Here is an 18,395-nt window from a genome sequence, read left to right on the forward strand (position 1 = left end):
GCTCCCGGCCCCAGAGAAGTGACTAGTAGCGGTCGATCGGCGGCGGCGCGGGCGCGGGCACCCCGGACAGGCCGAGCGTCGCGTCGTAGGCGGCCTTCCAGTCGCCGTTCGCCTCGTACTTGGCGAGCGCGTCGTCGATCGCGAGCCGGAACGCGCGGTCGCCCCGGGGCACGCCGATGCCGTACGGCTCCTGCGAGAACGGCTGCCCGGCGATCTTCAGCTGGTCGGGCACCTTGGCGGCGTAGCCCTTGAGGATCGTGTCGTCGGTGCTCACGGCGTCGACCTGGTAGCTGATGAGGTTGTCGACGCACACCGAGTAGCTGTCGTAGCCGACCAGCTGGACGTCGGGGTAGTCCTTCTGCAGCCGCTGGTAGGGCGTCGACCCGGCGACCGAGCAGACCTTCTTCCCGGCGAGGTTTTGCGGCCCGTCGATCTTCTTCTCGTCGGCGCGCACCAGCAGCGACTGCCCGGCCAGGTAGTACGGGCCCGCGAACCCGACGAGCTTCTTGCGGTTGTCGTTGATGGTGTACGTGCCGGCGTAGTAGTCGACCTGGCCGTTCTGCAGCGCCGTCTCGCGGTTCGCGGAGGTGATGGTCTTGAACTCGACGCGGTCCGGGCCGAACCCGAGGTCGGCCGCGATCATCTTGGCGATCTCGACGTCGAAGCCCGAGTAGGCGCCGGTCGCCGGGTCCTGCTGCGCGACGTACGGCTGGTCGGCCTTGGTGCCGACGACCAGCTTCCCGCGCTCCTTGGCGGCCTTCCAGGTCGGCGAGTCGGGCACGTCGGCCGCCCGGTTCACCGGGTACGCCGGCAGCGCGCCCTGGTCGGGCCCCTTGGGCGGCGGCGTGCCGGCCTTGCCGCAGGCCGTCGCCGCGCCGCCCAGCACGAGGACGAGCAGGGCCGCCGCCGCGCCGCGGGCGAGCGCACCGCGCCGGGTGCGTGCGTGCATGCTCCGCCCCCTCAGTGGTGCAGGATCTTGGACAGGAAGTCGCGCGCCCGGTCGCTCTCGGGCGACGCGAAGAACTCGGCGGGCGGGCGGGCCTCGACGATCTGGCCGTCGGCCATGAACACCACGCGGTTCGCGGCGGACCGCGCGAAGCCCATCTCGTGGGTCACCACGATCATCGTCATGCCGTCGGCGGCGAGCGAGCGCATCACCTCGAGCACCTCGTTGATCATCTCGGGGTCGAGGGCCGAGGTCGGCTCGTCGAAGAGCATCACCTTGGGGTCCATCGCCAGCGACCGCGCGATCGCGACGCGCTGCTGCTGGCCGCCCGAGAGCTGCGCGGGGAACTTGTGCGCGTGCTCGGTCAGCCCGACCCGGCCGAGGAGTTCGCGGGCGCGCCGCTCGGCCTCGGCGCGGCCCAGCTTGCGGACCTTCGTCGGGGCGAGCGTGATGTTGTCGAGCACGGTCTTGTGCGAGAACAGGTTGAACGACTGGAACACCATGCCGACCTCGGCGCGCAGCCGGGCCAGCGCGCGGCCCTCGGCGGGCAGCGGTTCGCCGTCCAGCGTGATGCTGCCGGTCTCGATGCTCTCGAGGCGGTTGACGGTGCGGCACAGCGTCGACTTGCCGGACCCGGACGGGCCGATCAGCACGACGACTTCATTGCGGGCGACGGTCAGGTCGATGTCGCGCAGCACGTGCAGCGACCCGAAGTGCTTGTTGACGCCCTTGAGGACGACAAGCGGGTCGCCGGGGGCCGCGGACGCGGGATTCGTTGGCGGCGGAGCGGTTGGCGCGTCGGTCACACGAAGACCCTGCCGTGCGCCGCGCGGCCGGGTGACCGCCATCCGGGGCGTACACCCGTGTGGTTGACAGCGCTCACTCGTACGGCCCTGCGCGGGCAGGGCTGTACGGGTGAACGCGGGGGAGCGGCGTCCGGGTCACGCGTCCTTGCGGGTGAACCGGAACCACCCCAGGATCAGCAGCACGCCGACCTCGGCGCAGAACACCCCGAACCCCACCCACGGGCTGAGCATCGTGTCGTCCCACCGGCGCGCGACCGCGACCTGCCCGCCCGCGTTGCCGGGCATCAGCTTGGTCACCCACTCGCCCCACTTGCCGGGCAGCAGCCCCACCAGCCCGCCGATGACATAGATGAGCGCCAGCCCGATGGTGATCGCGCCCGCCGTGTGCCGCAGCAGCGCCGCCAACGCGAACCCGAACAGCCCCAGCACCGCCAGGTACAGGCCGTTGCCGATCAGCGCGCGACCCACGCCCGGGTCGCTCAGCTCCACTCCGATGTCCTTCGCTTCCAGGAACGGGTTGCCGGCCAGGTAGGAGATGAGCGCGATCAGCATGCCGAGCACCAGCAGCACGACCGCCAGGATCGACGCCTTCGCCAGGAACGCCTGCGTGCGGCGCGGCATCGCGGTCAGCGTCGAGCGGATCATGCCGGTCGCGTACTCCGCCGACATCACCAGCACGCCCAGCACGAGCGCCGCGATCTGCCCGAACGTCATGCCCCAGAACACGAACTGGTCCGGGTAGGCGTCCAGCCGCTTGCCGGTGACCGCCGCCTCCGCGACGTCCTTGGACAGGCTGTCGGCCACCACCGCGCAGATCATCACGGTCAGGCCGATGCTCAGCGCGGCCATCGTCACCAGCGTCCAGAACGTCGACCGCACCGTGCGGACCTTGATCCACTCGGCGTTCAGGAACGCCCCGAACCCGACCCGGCCTTCGGGCTCCGCGTCGCCCTCGGGGACCATCCCGCGCCGCGCCGTCACCGTTGTCATCAGTTGCCTCCCTCGGTGCCGGCCGGACCGCCCGGCGGCTGCGGCGGACCCCAGCCCCCGGGCTGCTGCGGGGGACCCCATCCCGGGGTGCCGCCGCCGACCGGCTGCTCCGCGCCCGGCTCGGGGTCGCCGTTGTGCGGCGGATGCGACGGGACGTGGGTGCCGGGCACGCCCGCGTGGTACTCGACGCTCTCCGCGGTCAGCCGCATGAACGCCTCCTCCAGCGACGACTGCACCAGCGTCAGCTCGTGCAGCCACACGCCGGCCTGCCCGGCCGCGTCGCCGACCCGGCCGGTGTCCGCGCCCTCGACCCGCAGCGCGCCCTTCCCGGCCACGTCCGGCTCCGCCTGCATCCCCTGCGCGGCCAGCGCGTCGCGCAACGCCTCCGGCTGCGGCGAGCGCACCCGCACGTAGTTGGTGGAGTTCTCGTCGATGAACGTGCGCATGTCGGTGTCGGCCAGGATCCGCCCGCGCCCGATGACCACCAGGTGCTCGGCGGTCAGCGCCATCTCGCTCATCAGGTGGCTGGACACGAACACCGTGCGGCCCTCGGACGCCAGCTGCTTCATCAGGTTGCGGATCCACAGGATGCCCTCGGGGTCGAGCCCGTTGACCGGCTCGTCGAACATCAGCACCCCGGGGTCGCCCAGCATCGCCGCCGCGATGCCGAGCCGCTGCCCCATGCCCAGCGAGAAGCCCTTCGCGGGCTTCTTCGCCACGTCGCTCAGACCGACCATCTCGATGACCTCGGACACCCGGCGCTTGGGGATGCGGTTCGACGCCGCCATCCACAGCAGGTGGTTGTACGCGCTGCGGCCGCCGTGCATCGCCTTGGCGTCCAGCAGCGCCCCGACCTCACGCAGCGGTGCCGCGAGGTGGTCGTACCGCCGCCCGTTGACGGTGACCACGCCGGCCGTCGGCCGGTCCAGGCCCAGGATCATCCGCATCGTCGTCGACTTGCCCGCGCCGTTGGGCCCCAGGAAGCCGGTCACCGTGCCGCCGGGCACACTGAAGTCCACCCCGTCGACGGCCGTCTTCTCGCCGAACCTCTTCGTCAGCCCGTGCGCCACGATCATGCGTCAACACTGCGGGGAGCGCGCGCGGGCCGCCACTTGGCGCGCGCGGCCGCGCCCGAAAGGATGACCGGGCACGGGACGCTGACACCCCATCAGCGCAATGATGACCCGGCGTCAGGCGTCCGGCACCTCGAGCGGCCCGCCGGCCGCCTTCGAGCGGCGGCGCAGGCGCGGAGCGTCCAGCAGCGACCACGCCACGGGACCCACCAGCAGCCCGAACAGCGCCGCGCCCGCGGCCAACGCCGCCCCGGCCGCCATCGGACCCTCGCCCATCGCGGCCCGGCACGACCGGGCCGCCAGCCACGCCAGCGCCCCCGCGCAGCCCGCCGCCACACCGAGCATCAGGTGCGCGACGATCACCCGCACCGACCCCAGACCGCCCAGTCGGCGGCGCAGCACCACCGCGAGCCACAGCAGCCCGACCACCTGCGTGAGGCTGTACGCCCCGGCCATCGCCGTCACCGACCACCGCAGCGGCAGCGTCCAGTACGCCACCAGCGACAGCGCGGACCCCGTCACCGCCATCGCGACGTTCGCCCAGAACGCCGTGCGCGCGTCCTGGAGCGCGTACAGCCCGCGCTGCACGATGTGCTGCGCCGAGTACGCGATCAGCCCCGGCGCGAAAGCGCACAGCATGAGCCCCATCGCCCGCGTGTCCGCCGCCGTCGTCGCCCCGTGCTGGAACACCACCGCCGTGATCTGCGGCCCCAGCGCCAGGAAGAAGAACGCGCACGGCACGATCGCGGCCGCGTTCCAGCGCAGACCGCGCCCCACGTAGTCGCGCACCGAGAGCATGTCGCCGTCGGCGGCGGCCCGGCTGATCTTCGGCATGAGCATCGTCACCAGCGACACCGTGATCACGCCGTGCGGCACGATCCACAGCAACTGCGCGTTGGCGTACGCCGTGTAGCCGACGCCGTGCCCGATCCCGGCCTGCTCCGCGCGGTTCGACACCGTCGTGCCCAGCCGCGTCGTCAGCCAGTACGCCACCTGCGAGACGCCCACCAGGGCGACCGCCCACCCGGCCATCCGCAGCGGCGCGCCCAGCCCGTGCCCGCGCCAGTCGAACCGGAGCCGCAGCCGCACGCCCGCGCCGCGCAGGTAGGGCAGCAGCGTCAGCGCCTGCACGACGATGCCGAGCGTCGTCCCCAGGCCCAGCAGCCGCAGCTGACCCGGCGTCACCTCGCCCGCGTGGTTCGCGCCGTGCGCGACCTTCAGGTACGAGCCGAACACCGCGATCACGATGACGTTGTTGAGGATCGGCGTCCACGCCGGCGGGCCCGGCTTGCCGCGCGCGTTCAGCACCTCGCTCAGCAGGGCGAACGCGCCGTAGAAGAAGATCTGCGGCAGGCAGTAACGGGCCAGCACCACCGTCAGGTTCCGCTGCGCGCCCGTGAAGTGCGCGTACGCTGACACGATCCACGGCGCCGCCGCCACCGTCGCCGCGGTCAGCAGCAGGAGCAGGCAGCACACGGCCGTCACCAGACGGTCGGTGTACCCGGCCCCGCCGTCCGCGTCCCGCCGCGCCGCGCGCACCAGTTGGGGCACCAGCACCGAGTTGAGCGCGCCGCCGACCAGCAGGATGTACAGGATGTTCGGCACCGTGTTGGCGACGTTGTAGCCGTCCGCGAACAACCCCGTGCCCAGCGCCGCGACGACGATCGCGCTGCGCGCGAACCCGGTCAGCCGCGACACCGCCGAGCCCACCGCGAGCGCGGCACCGCCCAGAACCGGAGAAATCCGGCTACGTCCCCGCGGAGCGGGCACCTTCGCCGCCGTCGCACCCCGGCCCGCCCCGGCCGACTCCGTGCGCGTGGGCGCGGTCCCTACGTGCGTCATGCGCCCCCTCTCTGCTGATTTCCCGCTCCGGGCATGGGTGTCCACTTTTATAACGCGATCACCACCGCCCCGCGTTGCACATCCGACACATCCGAAATCAGCCGCTCAAAACGCGCAACGAATGACTCATCACGCGGACTCGAAGGGTTGAGGCGTCCCGACGACACAGGAGGAGAATTGGTCACTTTGCGGCGTGACACCGCACACCCGGCCACCCGTATCCGGCAGCGCTCCCCGCTCACCCCTCCGTACCCGGCCCCCCTTCCACCCGTTGAACCCCCGCCGCCCGCACCCACGTTGCACGCCGTGCCGAATCCGCGGACCGGCCCCGCCGCACACGCTCCGGGCGCCTTCGTCGTCGCCCCCGTCGAACGCGGCGCCCACCTCGCGTACCTCGCCGCACACGGCGACGCCGGATTCCTCCAGTACCCGTCCTGGGCCGACGTCAAGGACGGCTGGCACGGCGAGAGTCTCGGCTGGTTCGACGTGGGCGGCCGCCAAGTCGGTGCGGCACTCGTGCTCTACCGCCGGGTGCCGCAGCTTCCGCTCAGCTTCGCCTACCTGCCCGAAGGCCCCGTCATCGACTGGGCCGACCACGACCTCGGCCGCTGGCTCGACCCGCTGCTCGAGCACCTCAAGCGCGCCGGCGTGTTCACCGTCCGCATGGGACCCGCGCCCGAACACCGGCGCTGGTACGGTGCCACGGTCAAGGCCGCCGTCAAGGCCGGCCGCACCCACCTCGACCAGGTCATCCCCGACGAGATCGACCCGGTCGGCGCGACCCTCGCCGACCGCCTGCACGCCCTCGGCTGGCGCCCCGGCTCAGGAGACGGACGCGAGGACGCCCAGCCCCGGCACGTCTTCCACCTCCCGCTGCACGGGCGCACCCTGGACGAGATCCGGGCCGGCATGAACCAGGAGTGGCGGCGCGGCATCGTCAAGGCCGACAAGTCCGGCGTCCAGCTCGGCATCGGCACCGAGGCCGACCTGCCGGAGTTCTTCGACCTGCTGCGCGAGACCGAGGCGCGCAACGGGTTCCGCCTCGGCCGCACCCTCGGCTACTACCAGCGCCAGTACCGGGTCCTCAACGACGAGGAACCGGGGCGCATGAAGCTCTACCTGGCCCGCCACGAAGGCCGACTGCTGGCCGCCCACACGCTCGTCAGCGCCGGGCGCCGGGCCTGGTACCAGACCGGAGCGTCCGCCGACCGGGGGCGCGGCGTCCGGCCCAGCCACGCGCTGCAGTGGCGGATCATCCGCGACTCGTACGCACGAGGCGTACCCGTCCACGACATGCGCGGGGTCAGCCCGGTCATCGACCCCGACGACCGTAGATTCGGAGTACTGCGTTGGAAACTCGGCACCGGTGGACACGTCGTGGAGAACCTGGGGGAGTGGGTCTACCCGCTCAACAGGCCGCTCCACCGGGCGTTCCAGATCTACCTGGCGCGCGGCCGGTGAGCCGGAACCGCGCCCCGCGGCGACGTACCCTGCCCGCGGTCGCCGCGCTCCTCGCGGCCCTGCTCGCAGTGACGACCGCCTGCTCGGACGACGGCGGCAAACCGGCCGCGAAGTCGGGCAGCCCGGCACCCGCCGCGCCCGGACCCGACGCCGCGAACCCGCCCGCCCCGGGCCCCGCGTCACCCTCCGCGCCGCCCTCCAGCAGCGCGCCGCCCGCCAAGGTCAACAAGGTCACCATCCAGCCGAGCAAGGGCCAGACGGTCGGCATCGGCATGCCCGTGTCGCTCAAGTTCGACTTCCCGGTCAAGGGCAAGGAGGCCCGCGCCGCCGTCGAACGCGCCCTCAAGGTCACCACCGAGCCCGCCGCCGAAGGCTCCTGGGGCTGGCTCACCGACGAACTCGGCTACGACCGCGTCGACTGGCGGCCCAAGGAGTACTGGAAGCCCGGCACCAAGGTCACCATGGACGCCAAGCTCAACGGCGTCGGCACCGGCGACGACCGCTTCCTCGTCCGCGACTACCAGACGACCTTCACCATAGGCACCGCGCGCGTCACCACCGTCGACGTCGCCGCCAAGACGCTCACCGTCACCGAAGGCGGCACCACCGTGATGACCGCCCCCATCTCCGCGGGCGCCACGGCCACCCCCACCTACAACGGGACCATGGTCGTCCTGGAGAAGCAGGAGAAGGTCCGGATGAACTCCGAGACCGTCGGCCTCGGCACCGCGTACGACAAGGACGTCTCCTCGGCGGTACGCCTCACGCTGTCCGGCACCTTCGTCCACGCCGCCCCCTGGAACGCCGCCTCGATGGGCAAGGCCAACCTCAGCCACGGCTGCGTCGGCCTCGGCGACGCCGACGCCCGCAAGTTCTTCGACCGCGCGGCCCTCGGCGACATCGTCAAGGTCAGCGGCTCGACCGGCGGCAGCGTCGTCACCGCAGGCAACGGCTTCGGCGACTGGAACGCCGACTACACGGCCTGGACCACGCACAGCGCGCTGGCCGGCCAGTGACCCCGCCCCCGCCGGACCGGAGCGGCCGGTCCGGCGGGGGACGCCGCGGCCGGACAGCGCTCCGCCACCCGGGCCGGACGCCGGACTGGACCTCGCGCGGCCCGGAATCCGGCAGACTGTCCCCGTGATGGGAACAGTGCTGGTCCTCGGCGGCCGCAGCGAGATCGGAACGGCCGTCGCGGTACGCCTCGCCGGACGCGGCGCCGAGCGCGTCATCCTGGCCGCACGGCGCAGCGCCGACCTCGACGAGCAGGAAGCAGAACTCCGCGCCGCGGGCGCCACCGACGTCGTGCGCGTCGAGTTCGACGCCGACGACGTCGCCGGCCACCGCGCGTTCCTCGACAAGACCGCCGACACGTACGGACCGCTGGACGTCGTCGTCACCGCGTTCGGGATCCTCGGCGACCAGGCCCGCGCCGAGACCGACGCCGAGCACGCGCTGGCCGTCGTCCACACCGACTACGTCGCGCACGTCAGCATCCTCACGCACCTCGCCACGCTGCTGCGCGCCCAGGGACACGGCCGCCTCGTGGTGTTCTCCTCCGTCGCGGGCGTCCGCGTCCGGCGCGCGAACTACGTCTACGGGTCCGCCAAGGCCGGCCTGGACGGCTTCGCCAGCGGACTCGCCGACGCCCTCGCCGGCAGCGGCGTCCACCTGCTGCTCGTGCGCCCCGGCTTCGTGATCGGCCGGATGACCGAGGGCATGGACCCCGCGCCGCTGTCCAGCACCCCTGACCAGGTCGCCGACGCGACTGTCAAGGCCCTGCTGCGCGGCAGAGGAGAGGTCTGGGTGCCCGGCGCGCTGCGGCCGGTGTTCGCGGGAATGCGGCTGATGCCGCGCCCGTTGTGGCGTCGGCTGCCACGCTGAGCCGCGGCACGCCGCCGAACCCGAGACCCGGTTGTGCGGCCCGCGGGCCGCAATGTTGGGATAGCAGGGTGGGACAGCTGTGTGACGGCGAGCGAGTACGGCCCACAAGGCCGCGCCGCACACGCACCGAACAGAAGGAGAGGGGATTCCGGCATGGCCGACGGACATTTCGACGTGGTGGTCCTGGGAGCTGGCCCGGGCGGCTACGTCGCCGCGATCCGCGCCGCGCAGCTGGGGCTGCGCACCGCGATCGTCGAGGAGAAGTACTGGGGCGGCGTCTGCCTCAACGTCGGCTGCATCCCGTCCAAGGCGCTGCTGCGCAGCGCCGAGCTGGCGCACCTCGTCACGCATGAGGCCAAGGGCTTCGGCATCAACATCGAGGGCCCGGTCTCGCTCGACTACAGCGAGGCCCACGCGCGCAGCCGCCGGGTCGCGGACGGCCGCGTCAAGGGCGTCCACTACCTGATGAAGAAGAACGCCATCACGCAGTACGCGGGCATCGGCACCTTCCTCGACGACCACACCCTCCAGGTCGCCGGCTCGGACGGCACGTCGTCCCGCGTGACGTTCGACAACTGCATCATCGCCGTCGGCGCCACCACCCGCCTGCTGCCCGGCACCCAGCTGAGCGCCCGGGTGCGGACGTACGAGGAGCAGATCCTCGCGAACGAACTGCCGTCCAGCATCGTCATCGTCGGCGCGGGCGCCATCGGCGTCGAGTTCGCCTACGTGATGAACAGCTTCGGCGTGAACGTCACGATCGTCGAGTTCCTCGACCGCGTCGTGCCGCTCGAGGACCAGGACGTCTCCGCGGAACTCGCCCGCCGCTACAAGAAGCTCGGCATCACCCTCCTCACCTCGACCCGCGTTGACGCCATCGAGGAGCACGCGGCCGGCGTCAAGGTCACCGTCACCGGAAAGGACGGTGCCCAGCAGGTCATCGAGGCCGACCAGGTGCTCCAGGCGATCGGCTTCGCGCCGCGCGTGCAGGGCTACGGCCTGGAGAACACCGGCGTCGCGCTGACCGAGCGCGGGGCGATCGACGTCGACCCGTACTGCCGCACCAACGTCCCGCACATCTACGCGATCGGCGACGTCACCGCCAAGCTGATGCTCGCGCACACCGCGGAGTCGATGGGCGTCGTCGCGGCCGAGACCATCGGCGGCGCCGAGACCATGCCGATCGAGTACGTGATGGTGCCGCGCGCCACGTACTGCCAGCCCCAGATCGCCAGCTTCGGCCTCACCGAGGCCCAGGCCCGCGAGCAGGGCTACGACGTGCAGGTCGCGAAGTTCCCCTTCACCGCCAACGGCAAGGCCCACGGCCTCGGCGAGCCGGTCGGCTTCGTCAAGATCCTGAGCGACGCCAAGTACGGCGAGCTGCTCGGCGCGCACCTGATCGGCCCCGAGGTCACCGAGCTCCTCCCGGAGCTCACCCTCGCGCAGCAGTGGGACCTGACCGTCCACGAGATCGCCCGCAACGTCCACGCCCACCCGACCCTGGGCGAGGCCGTGAAGGAGGCCATCCACGGCCTCGCGGGGCACATGATCAACATGTGACGTGGGTTCTGGCCTGGGCTGGCCTGTGCCCGTAGGGCGGTTCGCCGCCTGACGGAGGCACTGACGGACAAGGCGGGCTGTCGACCGCGCGTTTGCACGCGTGGTCGACAGCCCGCCTTCGTCTGGCCGCTGAACAGTGGCGACACCTGCCGACCAGACCGGCCGGACCGGCGGACCTGCGGACCCGCAGACGCGGCCCCGCAGACGCGGACCCGCGCATGCGGCGGTCGCGTGGCGCGTACGCTGCCCGCGCGCGGCACGCCGCCGTCTGATGCCCGGCCCGAGGCGGCGCGTCGCGGGAGTCGGCCGTCGGCAGCGCGGCCGTCGGGCGGCGGGCGTGCCGTCGTCTGGCTTCTGCCGCGCTGCGACGGCCGCTCGTCGGCTCGGTTGTTCTCGGGCGGCGCGTCAGGCGCGGGTGCGGAAGTTCGCTTTCAGGTTGCCTCGGGCGTCCGCCACCACGACGCGGCCGGTGCGGTCCCATACCGTGAGCAGGCCGTTGTGTTCGCGGATGCCGATGCCGTTCGGGTCGGCGTCCGGGAACCGCACGGAGACCGTGCCGGTAGTGCCCGGCGTGGGCGGGGCGTCCGGTGTGCGGATGCGGGCGGTGACCTCGTTGCCGAAAGCCTCGACGACCGCGGTCACCTCACCCGACGCGCGTACACCCCAGCCGCTCTCCGGCAGCAGGTGTACCCAGTCCGTCGCGTTCGGACCCGACCAGCTGGCCTCGTACGGCAGTCGGCGCCTGCCGATGACCCGGGCCTGCCGCTCCTCCGAGGCCGGGCGCACGGTCACCACCGCGCCCGCCGCGGACACCGCCGCGGCCGTCAGCTCCCCTTGGACCGGGCGGCGCTCCCGCAGCGACCAGTCCGGCATCGACCACCGCCACACCTCGAGGTGGCCGCGGACCTCGTCGAGCACCAGGGCGGCGCAGGCATCGGCGGTGCGGGTGAGCATGCCGGGCCGCAGCGCGGTCTCGTGGGCCAGTTCGCGCCACAGCACGCGTGGCCGCTCCGACGTCGTGTCGAGCACGGCGACGCCCTGGCCGTCCAGCGTCACCAGCTGCGCACCGTCGAACGAGTCGACCGCGATCCGGTCCGCGAGCACCGCCCAGAACCGCACCGCCCGGGTGGCCAGGTCGAGCCGGTGGACCTCCTGCACGGCGTTCCGGTCGGCCGCCAGCAAGGCCGTGCCCGCGTGGTCGGCGAGGACGAGGCGGTGCGCCGGGACGTCCCACCGCGCGCGGGTCCGCCCCGAGCCGTCGACCAGCCGTACGCCGGCCTCACCGTGGGCGAGCAGCACGTCGCCGCCGGGCAGCGCCGCCGCGTCGAACACCGGGAGCGTGCCCGACTGGTCGGCCGCGGCGACGTGGAGCGGGGTCCGCTGCGGCAGGTCCGCGGAGTACGTCCGCAGCGCCCCCAGGTCGTCGGCGACCAGCGGATCGGCGCGTCCGACCAGCGTGGAGCGGATGTCGCGGGCCTGGCTCGGCGTGAGCGCGACCTGCGGGACGCGCCTCCTGGGCGGGTTGTTGCCGCCGGTCGGCGGAACCGGGGCGGCGTCGGTCGGCCCCGGCGTCGCGGGGGCGAGCAGCGCGGTGGTGCCGAGTGCGGGGAACGGGCTGCGGCCGGCGCGTCGGAGCAACGCGGCGGACGGCAACGCCTCGGGCGCCAGGCGCGCGGACGGCTCCGTCGGCCCTCGCCCAGGGAGCGCCGAGGCGCCGGGCGCCGCGCCCGCCGCCGTCTCCGGCCAGCCTCCCTCCCCGGCCGCCGGCGTTCCGGAACCAGGGGCCGCCACCGGCTCCCGGACCCGCCCGAAGGCCGCCTCCCCGTCGACCGGAACCATGGCCGGTTCCGCGACGGTGGAAGCTCCCGACTGCGACCCGGACCGCGACCCCGACCCCGACCCCGACTGCGGCTTCGGCGCCGACGGATCCGGCCGCAACGCGCCCGCGCGCACGGTCAGCGCGCGCAGCGCCAGCGTCGCCAACTCGCGGTCCCACACCGGGTCCGCGCCGTCCAGCGTGGCCAGCGTCAGCAGGAACCACGCCAGTTCGTCGGGGTCCGGGTCGGTGCCCGGCGCCAGCAGCGGCGCGACCGCCGCGCGGGCCTCGGCCGCCGGGGCCGCGACCGCGAAGTACGCCGTCAGGCGGGCGCCCCTCTGGCCGCCCTGCGTCATGCCGGCCGCGATGTCCGCGCGTACCGTGCCCCGCAGCGCCCGGTCCGGCCACGCCGCCTCGACGGCGCCCATGTGGTCCCCGGCCTCCTGACAGGCCGCGACCCACGCGGCCCGCAGCTCGGCCGCCAGCGCGAGGTCCACCGCCTCGGCACGCGCCACCGCCGTCGCGAACGTTCCGGTGCGCCGCGCGACGTCGACCGCGTGCCGCCGTTCGCCGGCCTTCCACCACAGCCGCACGACGAGCTCCGGGGCCATGCGGCGGCCCTCGGCGAGCACCGCCGCGTCGCGCGGCCGTCCGTGCCGCTCCAGCAGCGACACCGCCTCCATCGGCGACCCGAGCAGGTCGGCGTACGTGAACGCGGCCTCGTCGACCCGCCCTTCGGCCTCCAGACGGCGGCCCGCGTCGCGGTACAGCTCGCTCAGGTGAGCGAACAGCGTCGGATCGCCGAACGCCTGCGTCCGGGCGAGGCGTTCCTGCGGTGTCGGGACGAGCCGTCCCACCCGGCGGGCCGGCACGCGCAGCGACATCGTGCCCGCCGCGGGGCCGTCGCCGATGGCGATCGCGTCCCGCAGCGCGTCGTCCCAACGGCCCTGCCGGAACGCGTCGGTGAGCTCGCGGACGTAGCGTTCGTGGCGCTGTTCGAGGTACCCGCGCGCGGGCGAGGAGAGGGCGACCCCGACGGCGATGCGGTTGGCGAGGCGGCTCAGGGCACCGGGCGGGCGCGGGGCCCACTCGGGGCCGCCCGGCGCGCCGAAGTCGCCGCCGTGCGCTCGGCCGCGGCGGGTCCGCGCGGACCCTGTGCCCCCGGCGCCCGCCCCGGTCGCCGCCGCGCGCCGACGCCGGGACGTCCACAGCGCGAGCAGGCCGACGAACGCGGCGAGGAGGGCGAGCAGCCAGCCCCTGCCGAGCCCGTCGTCCGAGGAACCGACGACGGGGTCCTCGATCACCCTGCCCGGCTGGCCGTCCATGTCCAGGTACCCGGTCCCGCCGGACCCGGGGGACGACGTGAGGCCGTGCTCGGTGAGCCAACTCGCCAGCGCCCGCGGGTCGGTCGGCAGGGTGGTGGGCTCGCCCGTGCCGGGCTTCACGGTGACGCCGCGCGCGGCCAGCCAACTCGCCAGGGCGCGCGGGTCGGTGGGCATCGCGGATGTGTCGCCGGGGCCGGGAGAGCGCGTGAAGCCCTGCGCCGCCAGCCAACTGGCCATGCCTGCCGCGTCCGTGGGGAGCGGGCCGGGCGAACGGGCTTTGCCTGTGTTCGATTTCGTGCTTGTCGGCGTGCCGTCCTTGGTGGTCTTCGACGCGGTCGCCGTCGCCTGCGTCGAATCCGCGGCGCTCGGCTTGCCGTCCAGGCCGTCGCCGGTGAACAGCCTGACCGCGATCACCATCGCGAGGACGGCGACGAGGAGGGCGGCGACGCGGAGGCCCACCTGGCCCCAATGGACCCGCGTACGCCGGTTGCCCGCTGCGTCGCCGGCGAGTTCGTCGACGGCACGCGCGGCCCGGGGGCCGCGACCGCGTACCCGGGCGGCGTCACGCAGATCGGGCTCGTCCGGCGACGGCGGGCCCGGCAGCGCGTCCGGTTCCGGCGCGGGCCCGTCCAGGACCGCCAGGCGGCGCACCGGGAGAGCGGACACGTCCAGCCAACGGGACACCGGGACACGGGGCAGGGAAGACCACGCGACGCTACGGCGCGCGCCCGCGACGGCGTACACCACATGCCCGACGTCGCCGGCCTCGACGGGGAGGCCGGGCACGACCAGTGCGCCGTCGTACGCGACGAGCGGCGTCCCGGGCGCCAGCTCGGCCCGGACGTCCGAGGCCTCCGGGAGGCGCAACACCACCCGGCCGTCGGGCAGTTCACGCAGCTCGGCACCCGGCTGCCAGGAGGCGCGGACACGTGCCGCGACATCGGCGTCGCCGACCACGGACGGGTCGAGGAGGAAGCCCGAAGCGGTGACCCGGCCGCGGTAGGCCTGAGGGTGACCGGGTGCGGTGGGTGCGGTGGGTGCGGTGGGGGAGTCGGCGTCGGAACGCGGCGTGCGGGACGCCGCCGGGGTGGGTGTCTCTGCAGCGGGGCCGCGGTTCATGTCGGCGCTGTCGCCCGCGTCGTGCTCTCCGTGCGTCACTGCGAACCCCCCAACACCAGCGTCTCCTTGCCCGAGTACGCCTCCCCGATCCGGATCCGGCCGTCCTGTGTCGCCGCCGCCAGCAGCGGTCGTGTCGGATGCACCACCGGGGGCGCGTCCGTCGGGACGGTGGGCGGGGACCAGCCCGGCAACGCGTGCCGGGAGTCGGCGCCGACCGCCTCGATCTGACCGCGCAGCGACACGGTGACCAGCATCGGCGCGCCCTCGTGCCGGATCAGCCCGATCGGTCGTGCGTCGGCGTCGATCGTGATCGAGGCCGACCCCATCAGGGGCTCGTGGACCGACCAGGTCCGGCGGTCCGACGTGCACCACGCCAACATGCCCGCGCCCAACAGGTGCCCGCTGACCCCGTCAGTGGTCCACGGCTGCGGCCAACCGGCCACGTGCAGGCGGCCGTTCACGAACCACGTGCGCAGCGGCTCGGCGCCGCGCCGCAGGCTCGGCGCCATCGCCTGGTACGGCGTCGGCTCTGCGCCGCCCGGGTGCAGCCGCACCCACTTCGTACCGACGCGCGTGACGAAGCCCTCGCCGAGTGCGAACACCGGCTGCAGCGGGCGCTCACCGGCCAGCGCGGTGTAGGTGGACGTCACGCCGACCATGTCCGCGTCCGCGACGAACTCCGACGCGGTGACCTGCGGCCACGGTCTTCCCGCCATCCACAGGCAGAGCCTGTCGTAGGTCACGTAGACGACGACCAGCCGGTGGTCGATCCACGACGCTCCCAGGGCCGTTCCCGGCACCTGGTAGCGCCGCGGACGCCCCGAGCGCTGGCCCGGATTCGCCGGGAGATAGACCGACACCACCTCGCCGGGTCCTTCGCCGCGCAGCAGCAGCCGCGTCGTCGCGTCGGTGAACGACGGGACGCGGAGGCCACGCAGGGCGGCCGTGTCCGACGGCTGCTCCGAAGGGGTGGACGGGCGCCGGAACGCGCCGCCGCGCAACGTCCGCAACGCCAGGTCGGGGGGCGGCAGGGGCAGGTCGAACGGGTCCGAGGTCCCGACGGCCACCCGGACCGCGGAGGCGCCGGACTCCGTCCACGCCGACTCGACGGCCGTGACCAGGCGCCCGCGCGCGGCGATCGCGGCGGCGCGGTCGGTGGTTCCGGTCCACATCGGCGGAGCGAACACCCAGGCCTCGTCGTCGGGATCGAGGGTCTCGAACGCCTCCGCGACCGCCTCCGCTGACCAGGCGGCGGGCCGCCTGAGGCGGACCCATCCGGCCAGTACCTCCGCGAGCCCGCCTCGGAGCTCCCGACCGGGCTCGTCCCCGAGCACCCGCACGCAGAGGTCGGCCCCGCGTGCCTCGGCCCGACGGCCCAGCACGACGAGCCCGGCCAGTTGCACCAGCCGCGCGGCGCCTGCGGTGTACGGCCCGGCGTCGACGAGGGCGACGACCGTGCCGGTGTGCTTCGGCTCGGTGAACTCGTGTGCGAGGTGGAGGAGTTCGCCGTCGACGGCACGGCGGAGGAACTCGTCGCCGACCTCGTCTGCCAGTGCCCACTCGGAGGCGAGGAGGAGTTCGGGCTTCCCGCGCCGGGTGATGCCGCCGTAGCCGGCGAACTCGCCCTGGGGGGAGGGCGCGACGAGGGGAGAGGCCATTTCGGTGTCGAGCCGACGAATGAGCGGCCCCAACGAGACGGCCAGCTCGGGGACGAGGAAGGCGAGTTGGGCCGCCCAGGGAGCGAGGGCGGGAGGCAGCGTGCGGGGGCCTGACGAGATGTGGCGAGGCGTCATGCGGTTCCCCCGACGGGTGGGCCTGCGGGCGGCGGGGGCACTACCGAGACATCGTCGCTCAGACCTGAGTCGCTTTGGGTCGGACGGCTGTTAGGCGTGCGGCTCGGTTCGTCGGGGTGTGGGCCATGACGGGTGACACCGGCTGCGTCGGTGGTCGGTGGGTGCTCGTCGAGCGCGCCGTTGGCTGCGCCGCTCCACGACTCGAGGGCGGTTGGATCCGCCGGCCATACGGGCATCGGCGCGACCAGGACCAGGTCCGGCATCAGGACCAGGAGGTCGCCGGGGTTCGGGGCGCCGAAGACCTCGCGCCACAGGTCCGCGGCCGGGAGCGGTTCCTGGGTCGTGGGTACCAATACGCCGTGTTCCCAGCCCAGATAGCGTGCCCCGTCCGCCCAGGGGAGGTCGTCGGGGGCGCCGATCACCACCAGCCAGTCTGCGTCCGCGGCTGCGCGCAGGGACGTTCCGGCGCGCACTCGGCGGGCCGCACCGGCGGCGAGCCGGGCCGCCGCCTTGCCGTTCGCCGCCACCGCGGCGGCCACGAGTGGGGGTTCCCGCCGGACCCACCGCGGGCCGTCGGTCATGCCTTCACGGCCGCGACGAGCAGGTCACGGACCTCGCCCAGTTCCACGTCCAGGTCCGGGGCGGCGAAGCCCGCGTCGATCTCGCGCAGGACGGCCTCGAAGCGCAGCCGCACGTCCAGGTCTTCGGGACGGTCGCCGAACTCCTGGAGCAGGGCCCGGCCCGAGGCCGCCAGCCGCTGCGCCCGGGCCCGTGCGCCGCGGGAGAACTCCTCGGCGGCGTGGAACAGGCTCGTGCTGCCGGCCTCGCCGATCAGGTCCGCGAGCACGTCGCGCGCCGCGGCCTGGGCGTCGGCCGTCGGGGCGATCAGGGGCAGCGTCCACAGGTCGGTGGTGTCCGCCTTGCCGCGCCCGTCCAGCACCGCGGCCGCGGCGATCAGGCGCTGCGAGCGGACCGCGCGGCGGTCGCTGACGGGCACACCGGCAGCGCGCAGTCGCCGAAGTGCCGCCGCCAGCACCGGCCGCACGTGGGTCAGTTCGCACTCGGCGGCGGCTTCGGAGAGCCGGTCCACCGCGCCGAGCGTGCGTGAGTCGGACGGGCCCGGAACCGCGCCGCGCCCACCTTCTTCCAGGAGTTCCTCGAGGCGCGTGTCCGTGACAGGGGCGATGAACACCCGGGCCAGGAATCGGTCCGCGAATGCGGCCAGGGACGGCTCGTCGGGCAGCTGGTTCGCGGCGCCGACGCACACCCGCAGGGGGACGCGCAGGGCGGTGCGGCCGCGCCGGTACGTGCGCTCGTTGAGGAGGCCGAGGAGTGTGTTCAGGATCGCGGTCGAGCCGAGGAACACCTCGTCCAGGAAAGCGACGTCCGCTTCCGGCAGCATGCCGGCGGTCTCGACCTCGACCACGCCCTCGCGCAGCCGCCGGAGGTCGACGGGGCCGAAGATCTCGTTCGGCTCGGTGAAGCGGCCCAGCAGGTACTCGAAGTAGCTGCCGCCGAGCTGGGCGGCGATCCGACGTACCGCCTCGGACTTCGCCGTACCGGGGGCGCCGACGACCAGCAGGTGCTCGCCGGCGACCGCGCACAGTGCGACCACCTCCGCGATCACCTCGCGGTCGACCAGGCCCACCCGGGCCCGGGCCAGTGCCTCGCGTACCGCGAGCGCGTCGTCCTGCAGCATCCCCGCCACCCCCGATGTCCGTGCCAGGGGTGGTGCGGTCTGCGTCGTCCCCCCGGAGGGCAGCAGGCTAGCCGCTGCCCT

At 73.8% G+C, this 18,395-nt stretch carries 13 protein-coding genes; 4 read left to right on the forward strand and 9 right to left on the reverse strand.

The genetic code is table 11. From position 1 onward, the window contains the following. Nucleotides 1-22: 22 nt before the first annotated feature. The 5 genes from QI554_RS10665 to murJ all read right to left on the reverse strand — a co-directional run bounded on the left by QI554_RS10665 (nucleotide 23) and on the right by murJ (nucleotide 5,657). On the reverse strand, nucleotides 23-949 hold the full coding sequence (locus tag QI554_RS10665; RefSeq protein WP_281468482.1) for a glutamate ABC transporter substrate-binding protein: 927 nt from the start codon (nucleotides 947-949) through the stop codon (nucleotides 23-25). Between the two features lie 11 nt (nucleotides 950-960). Beyond that, complete coding sequence (locus QI554_RS10670; protein ID WP_425527950.1) at nucleotides 961-1,752, reverse strand: amino acid ABC transporter ATP-binding protein; 792 nt, start codon at nucleotides 1,750-1,752, stop codon at nucleotides 961-963. 135 nt (nucleotides 1,753-1,887) lie between these two features. Beyond that, the gene (locus QI554_RS10675) at nucleotides 1,888-2,742 is read right to left on the reverse strand and encodes an ABC-2 transporter permease (RefSeq protein ID WP_281468484.1); all 855 of its coding nucleotides are present in this window, start codon (nucleotides 2,740-2,742) and stop codon (nucleotides 1,888-1,890) included. Next, nucleotides 2,742-3,818 (reverse strand): ATP-binding cassette domain-containing protein, encoded by a 1,077-nt coding sequence (locus tag QI554_RS10680; RefSeq protein WP_281468485.1) that lies wholly within the window; start codon nucleotides 3,816-3,818, stop codon nucleotides 2,742-2,744. The genes QI554_RS10675 and QI554_RS10680 overlap by 1 nt, the downstream gene beginning before the upstream one ends. Nucleotides 3,819-3,932: 114 nt before the next feature. Beyond that, nucleotides 3,933-5,657 (reverse strand): murein biosynthesis integral membrane protein MurJ, encoded by a 1,725-nt coding sequence (gene murJ / locus QI554_RS10685; protein WP_281468487.1) that lies wholly within the window; start codon nucleotides 5,655-5,657, stop codon nucleotides 3,933-3,935. Between the two features lie 306 nt (nucleotides 5,658-5,963). Between murJ and QI554_RS10690 the strand changes: the two genes are divergently transcribed. The 4 genes from QI554_RS10690 to lpdA all read left to right on the forward strand — a co-directional run bounded on the left by QI554_RS10690 (nucleotide 5,964) and on the right by lpdA (nucleotide 10,562). Continuing rightward, nucleotides 5,964-7,118, forward strand: a complete 1,155-nt coding sequence (locus tag QI554_RS10690) for a lipid II:glycine glycyltransferase FemX (protein WP_281468489.1) — start codon at nucleotides 5,964-5,966, stop codon at nucleotides 7,116-7,118. Beyond that, entirely contained in the window at nucleotides 7,115-8,134 is a 1,020-nt protein-coding gene (locus tag QI554_RS10695; RefSeq protein ID WP_281468492.1) for a L,D-transpeptidase, read from the forward strand. The genes QI554_RS10690 and QI554_RS10695 overlap by 4 nt, the downstream gene beginning before the upstream one ends. Before the next feature lie 127 nt (nucleotides 8,135-8,261). Beyond that, nucleotides 8,262-9,002, forward strand: coding sequence for a decaprenylphospho-beta-D-erythro-pentofuranosid-2-ulose 2-reductase (gene dprE2 / locus QI554_RS10700; RefSeq protein WP_281468494.1), 741 nt, complete (start codon nucleotides 8,262-8,264; stop codon nucleotides 9,000-9,002). Between the two features lie 153 nt (nucleotides 9,003-9,155). After that, on the forward strand, nucleotides 9,156-10,562 hold the full coding sequence (lpdA, locus tag QI554_RS10705; protein WP_281468497.1) for a dihydrolipoyl dehydrogenase: 1,407 nt from the start codon (nucleotides 9,156-9,158) through the stop codon (nucleotides 10,560-10,562). Between the two features lie 405 nt (nucleotides 10,563-10,967). On the opposite strand, the gene QI554_RS10710 is transcribed toward lpdA, so the two are convergent. From QI554_RS10710 to QI554_RS10725, 4 genes are read right to left on the reverse strand one after another with little or no spacing between them, the layout of a single operon-like run. Further along, nucleotides 10,968-14,861: a bpX6 domain-containing protein gene (locus tag QI554_RS10710; protein WP_281468499.1), complete on the reverse strand. Its 3,894-nt coding sequence runs from the start codon at nucleotides 14,859-14,861 to the stop codon at nucleotides 10,968-10,970. Beyond that, nucleotides 14,858-16,615, reverse strand: coding sequence for a hypothetical protein (locus tag QI554_RS10715; RefSeq protein ID WP_281468501.1), 1,758 nt, complete (start codon nucleotides 16,613-16,615; stop codon nucleotides 14,858-14,860). Before QI554_RS10715 ends, QI554_RS10710 begins: the two co-directional genes overlap by 4 nt. After that, entirely contained in the window at nucleotides 16,612-17,196 is a 585-nt protein-coding gene (locus QI554_RS10720; protein ID WP_281468503.1) for a bpX5 domain-containing protein, read from the reverse strand. Before QI554_RS10720 ends, QI554_RS10715 begins: the two co-directional genes overlap by 4 nt. Then, nucleotides 17,193-18,314 (reverse strand): AAA family ATPase, encoded by a 1,122-nt coding sequence (locus tag QI554_RS10725; protein WP_281468507.1) that lies wholly within the window; start codon nucleotides 18,312-18,314, stop codon nucleotides 17,193-17,195. Before QI554_RS10725 ends, QI554_RS10720 begins: the two co-directional genes overlap by 4 nt. Between the last annotated feature and the right edge of the window lie 81 nt (nucleotides 18,315-18,395).

The sequence above is a fragment of the Yinghuangia seranimata genome, assembly GCF_029953285.1.
Taxonomy (GTDB): domain Bacteria; phylum Actinomycetota; class Actinomycetes; order Streptomycetales; family Streptomycetaceae; genus Yinghuangia; species Yinghuangia seranimata.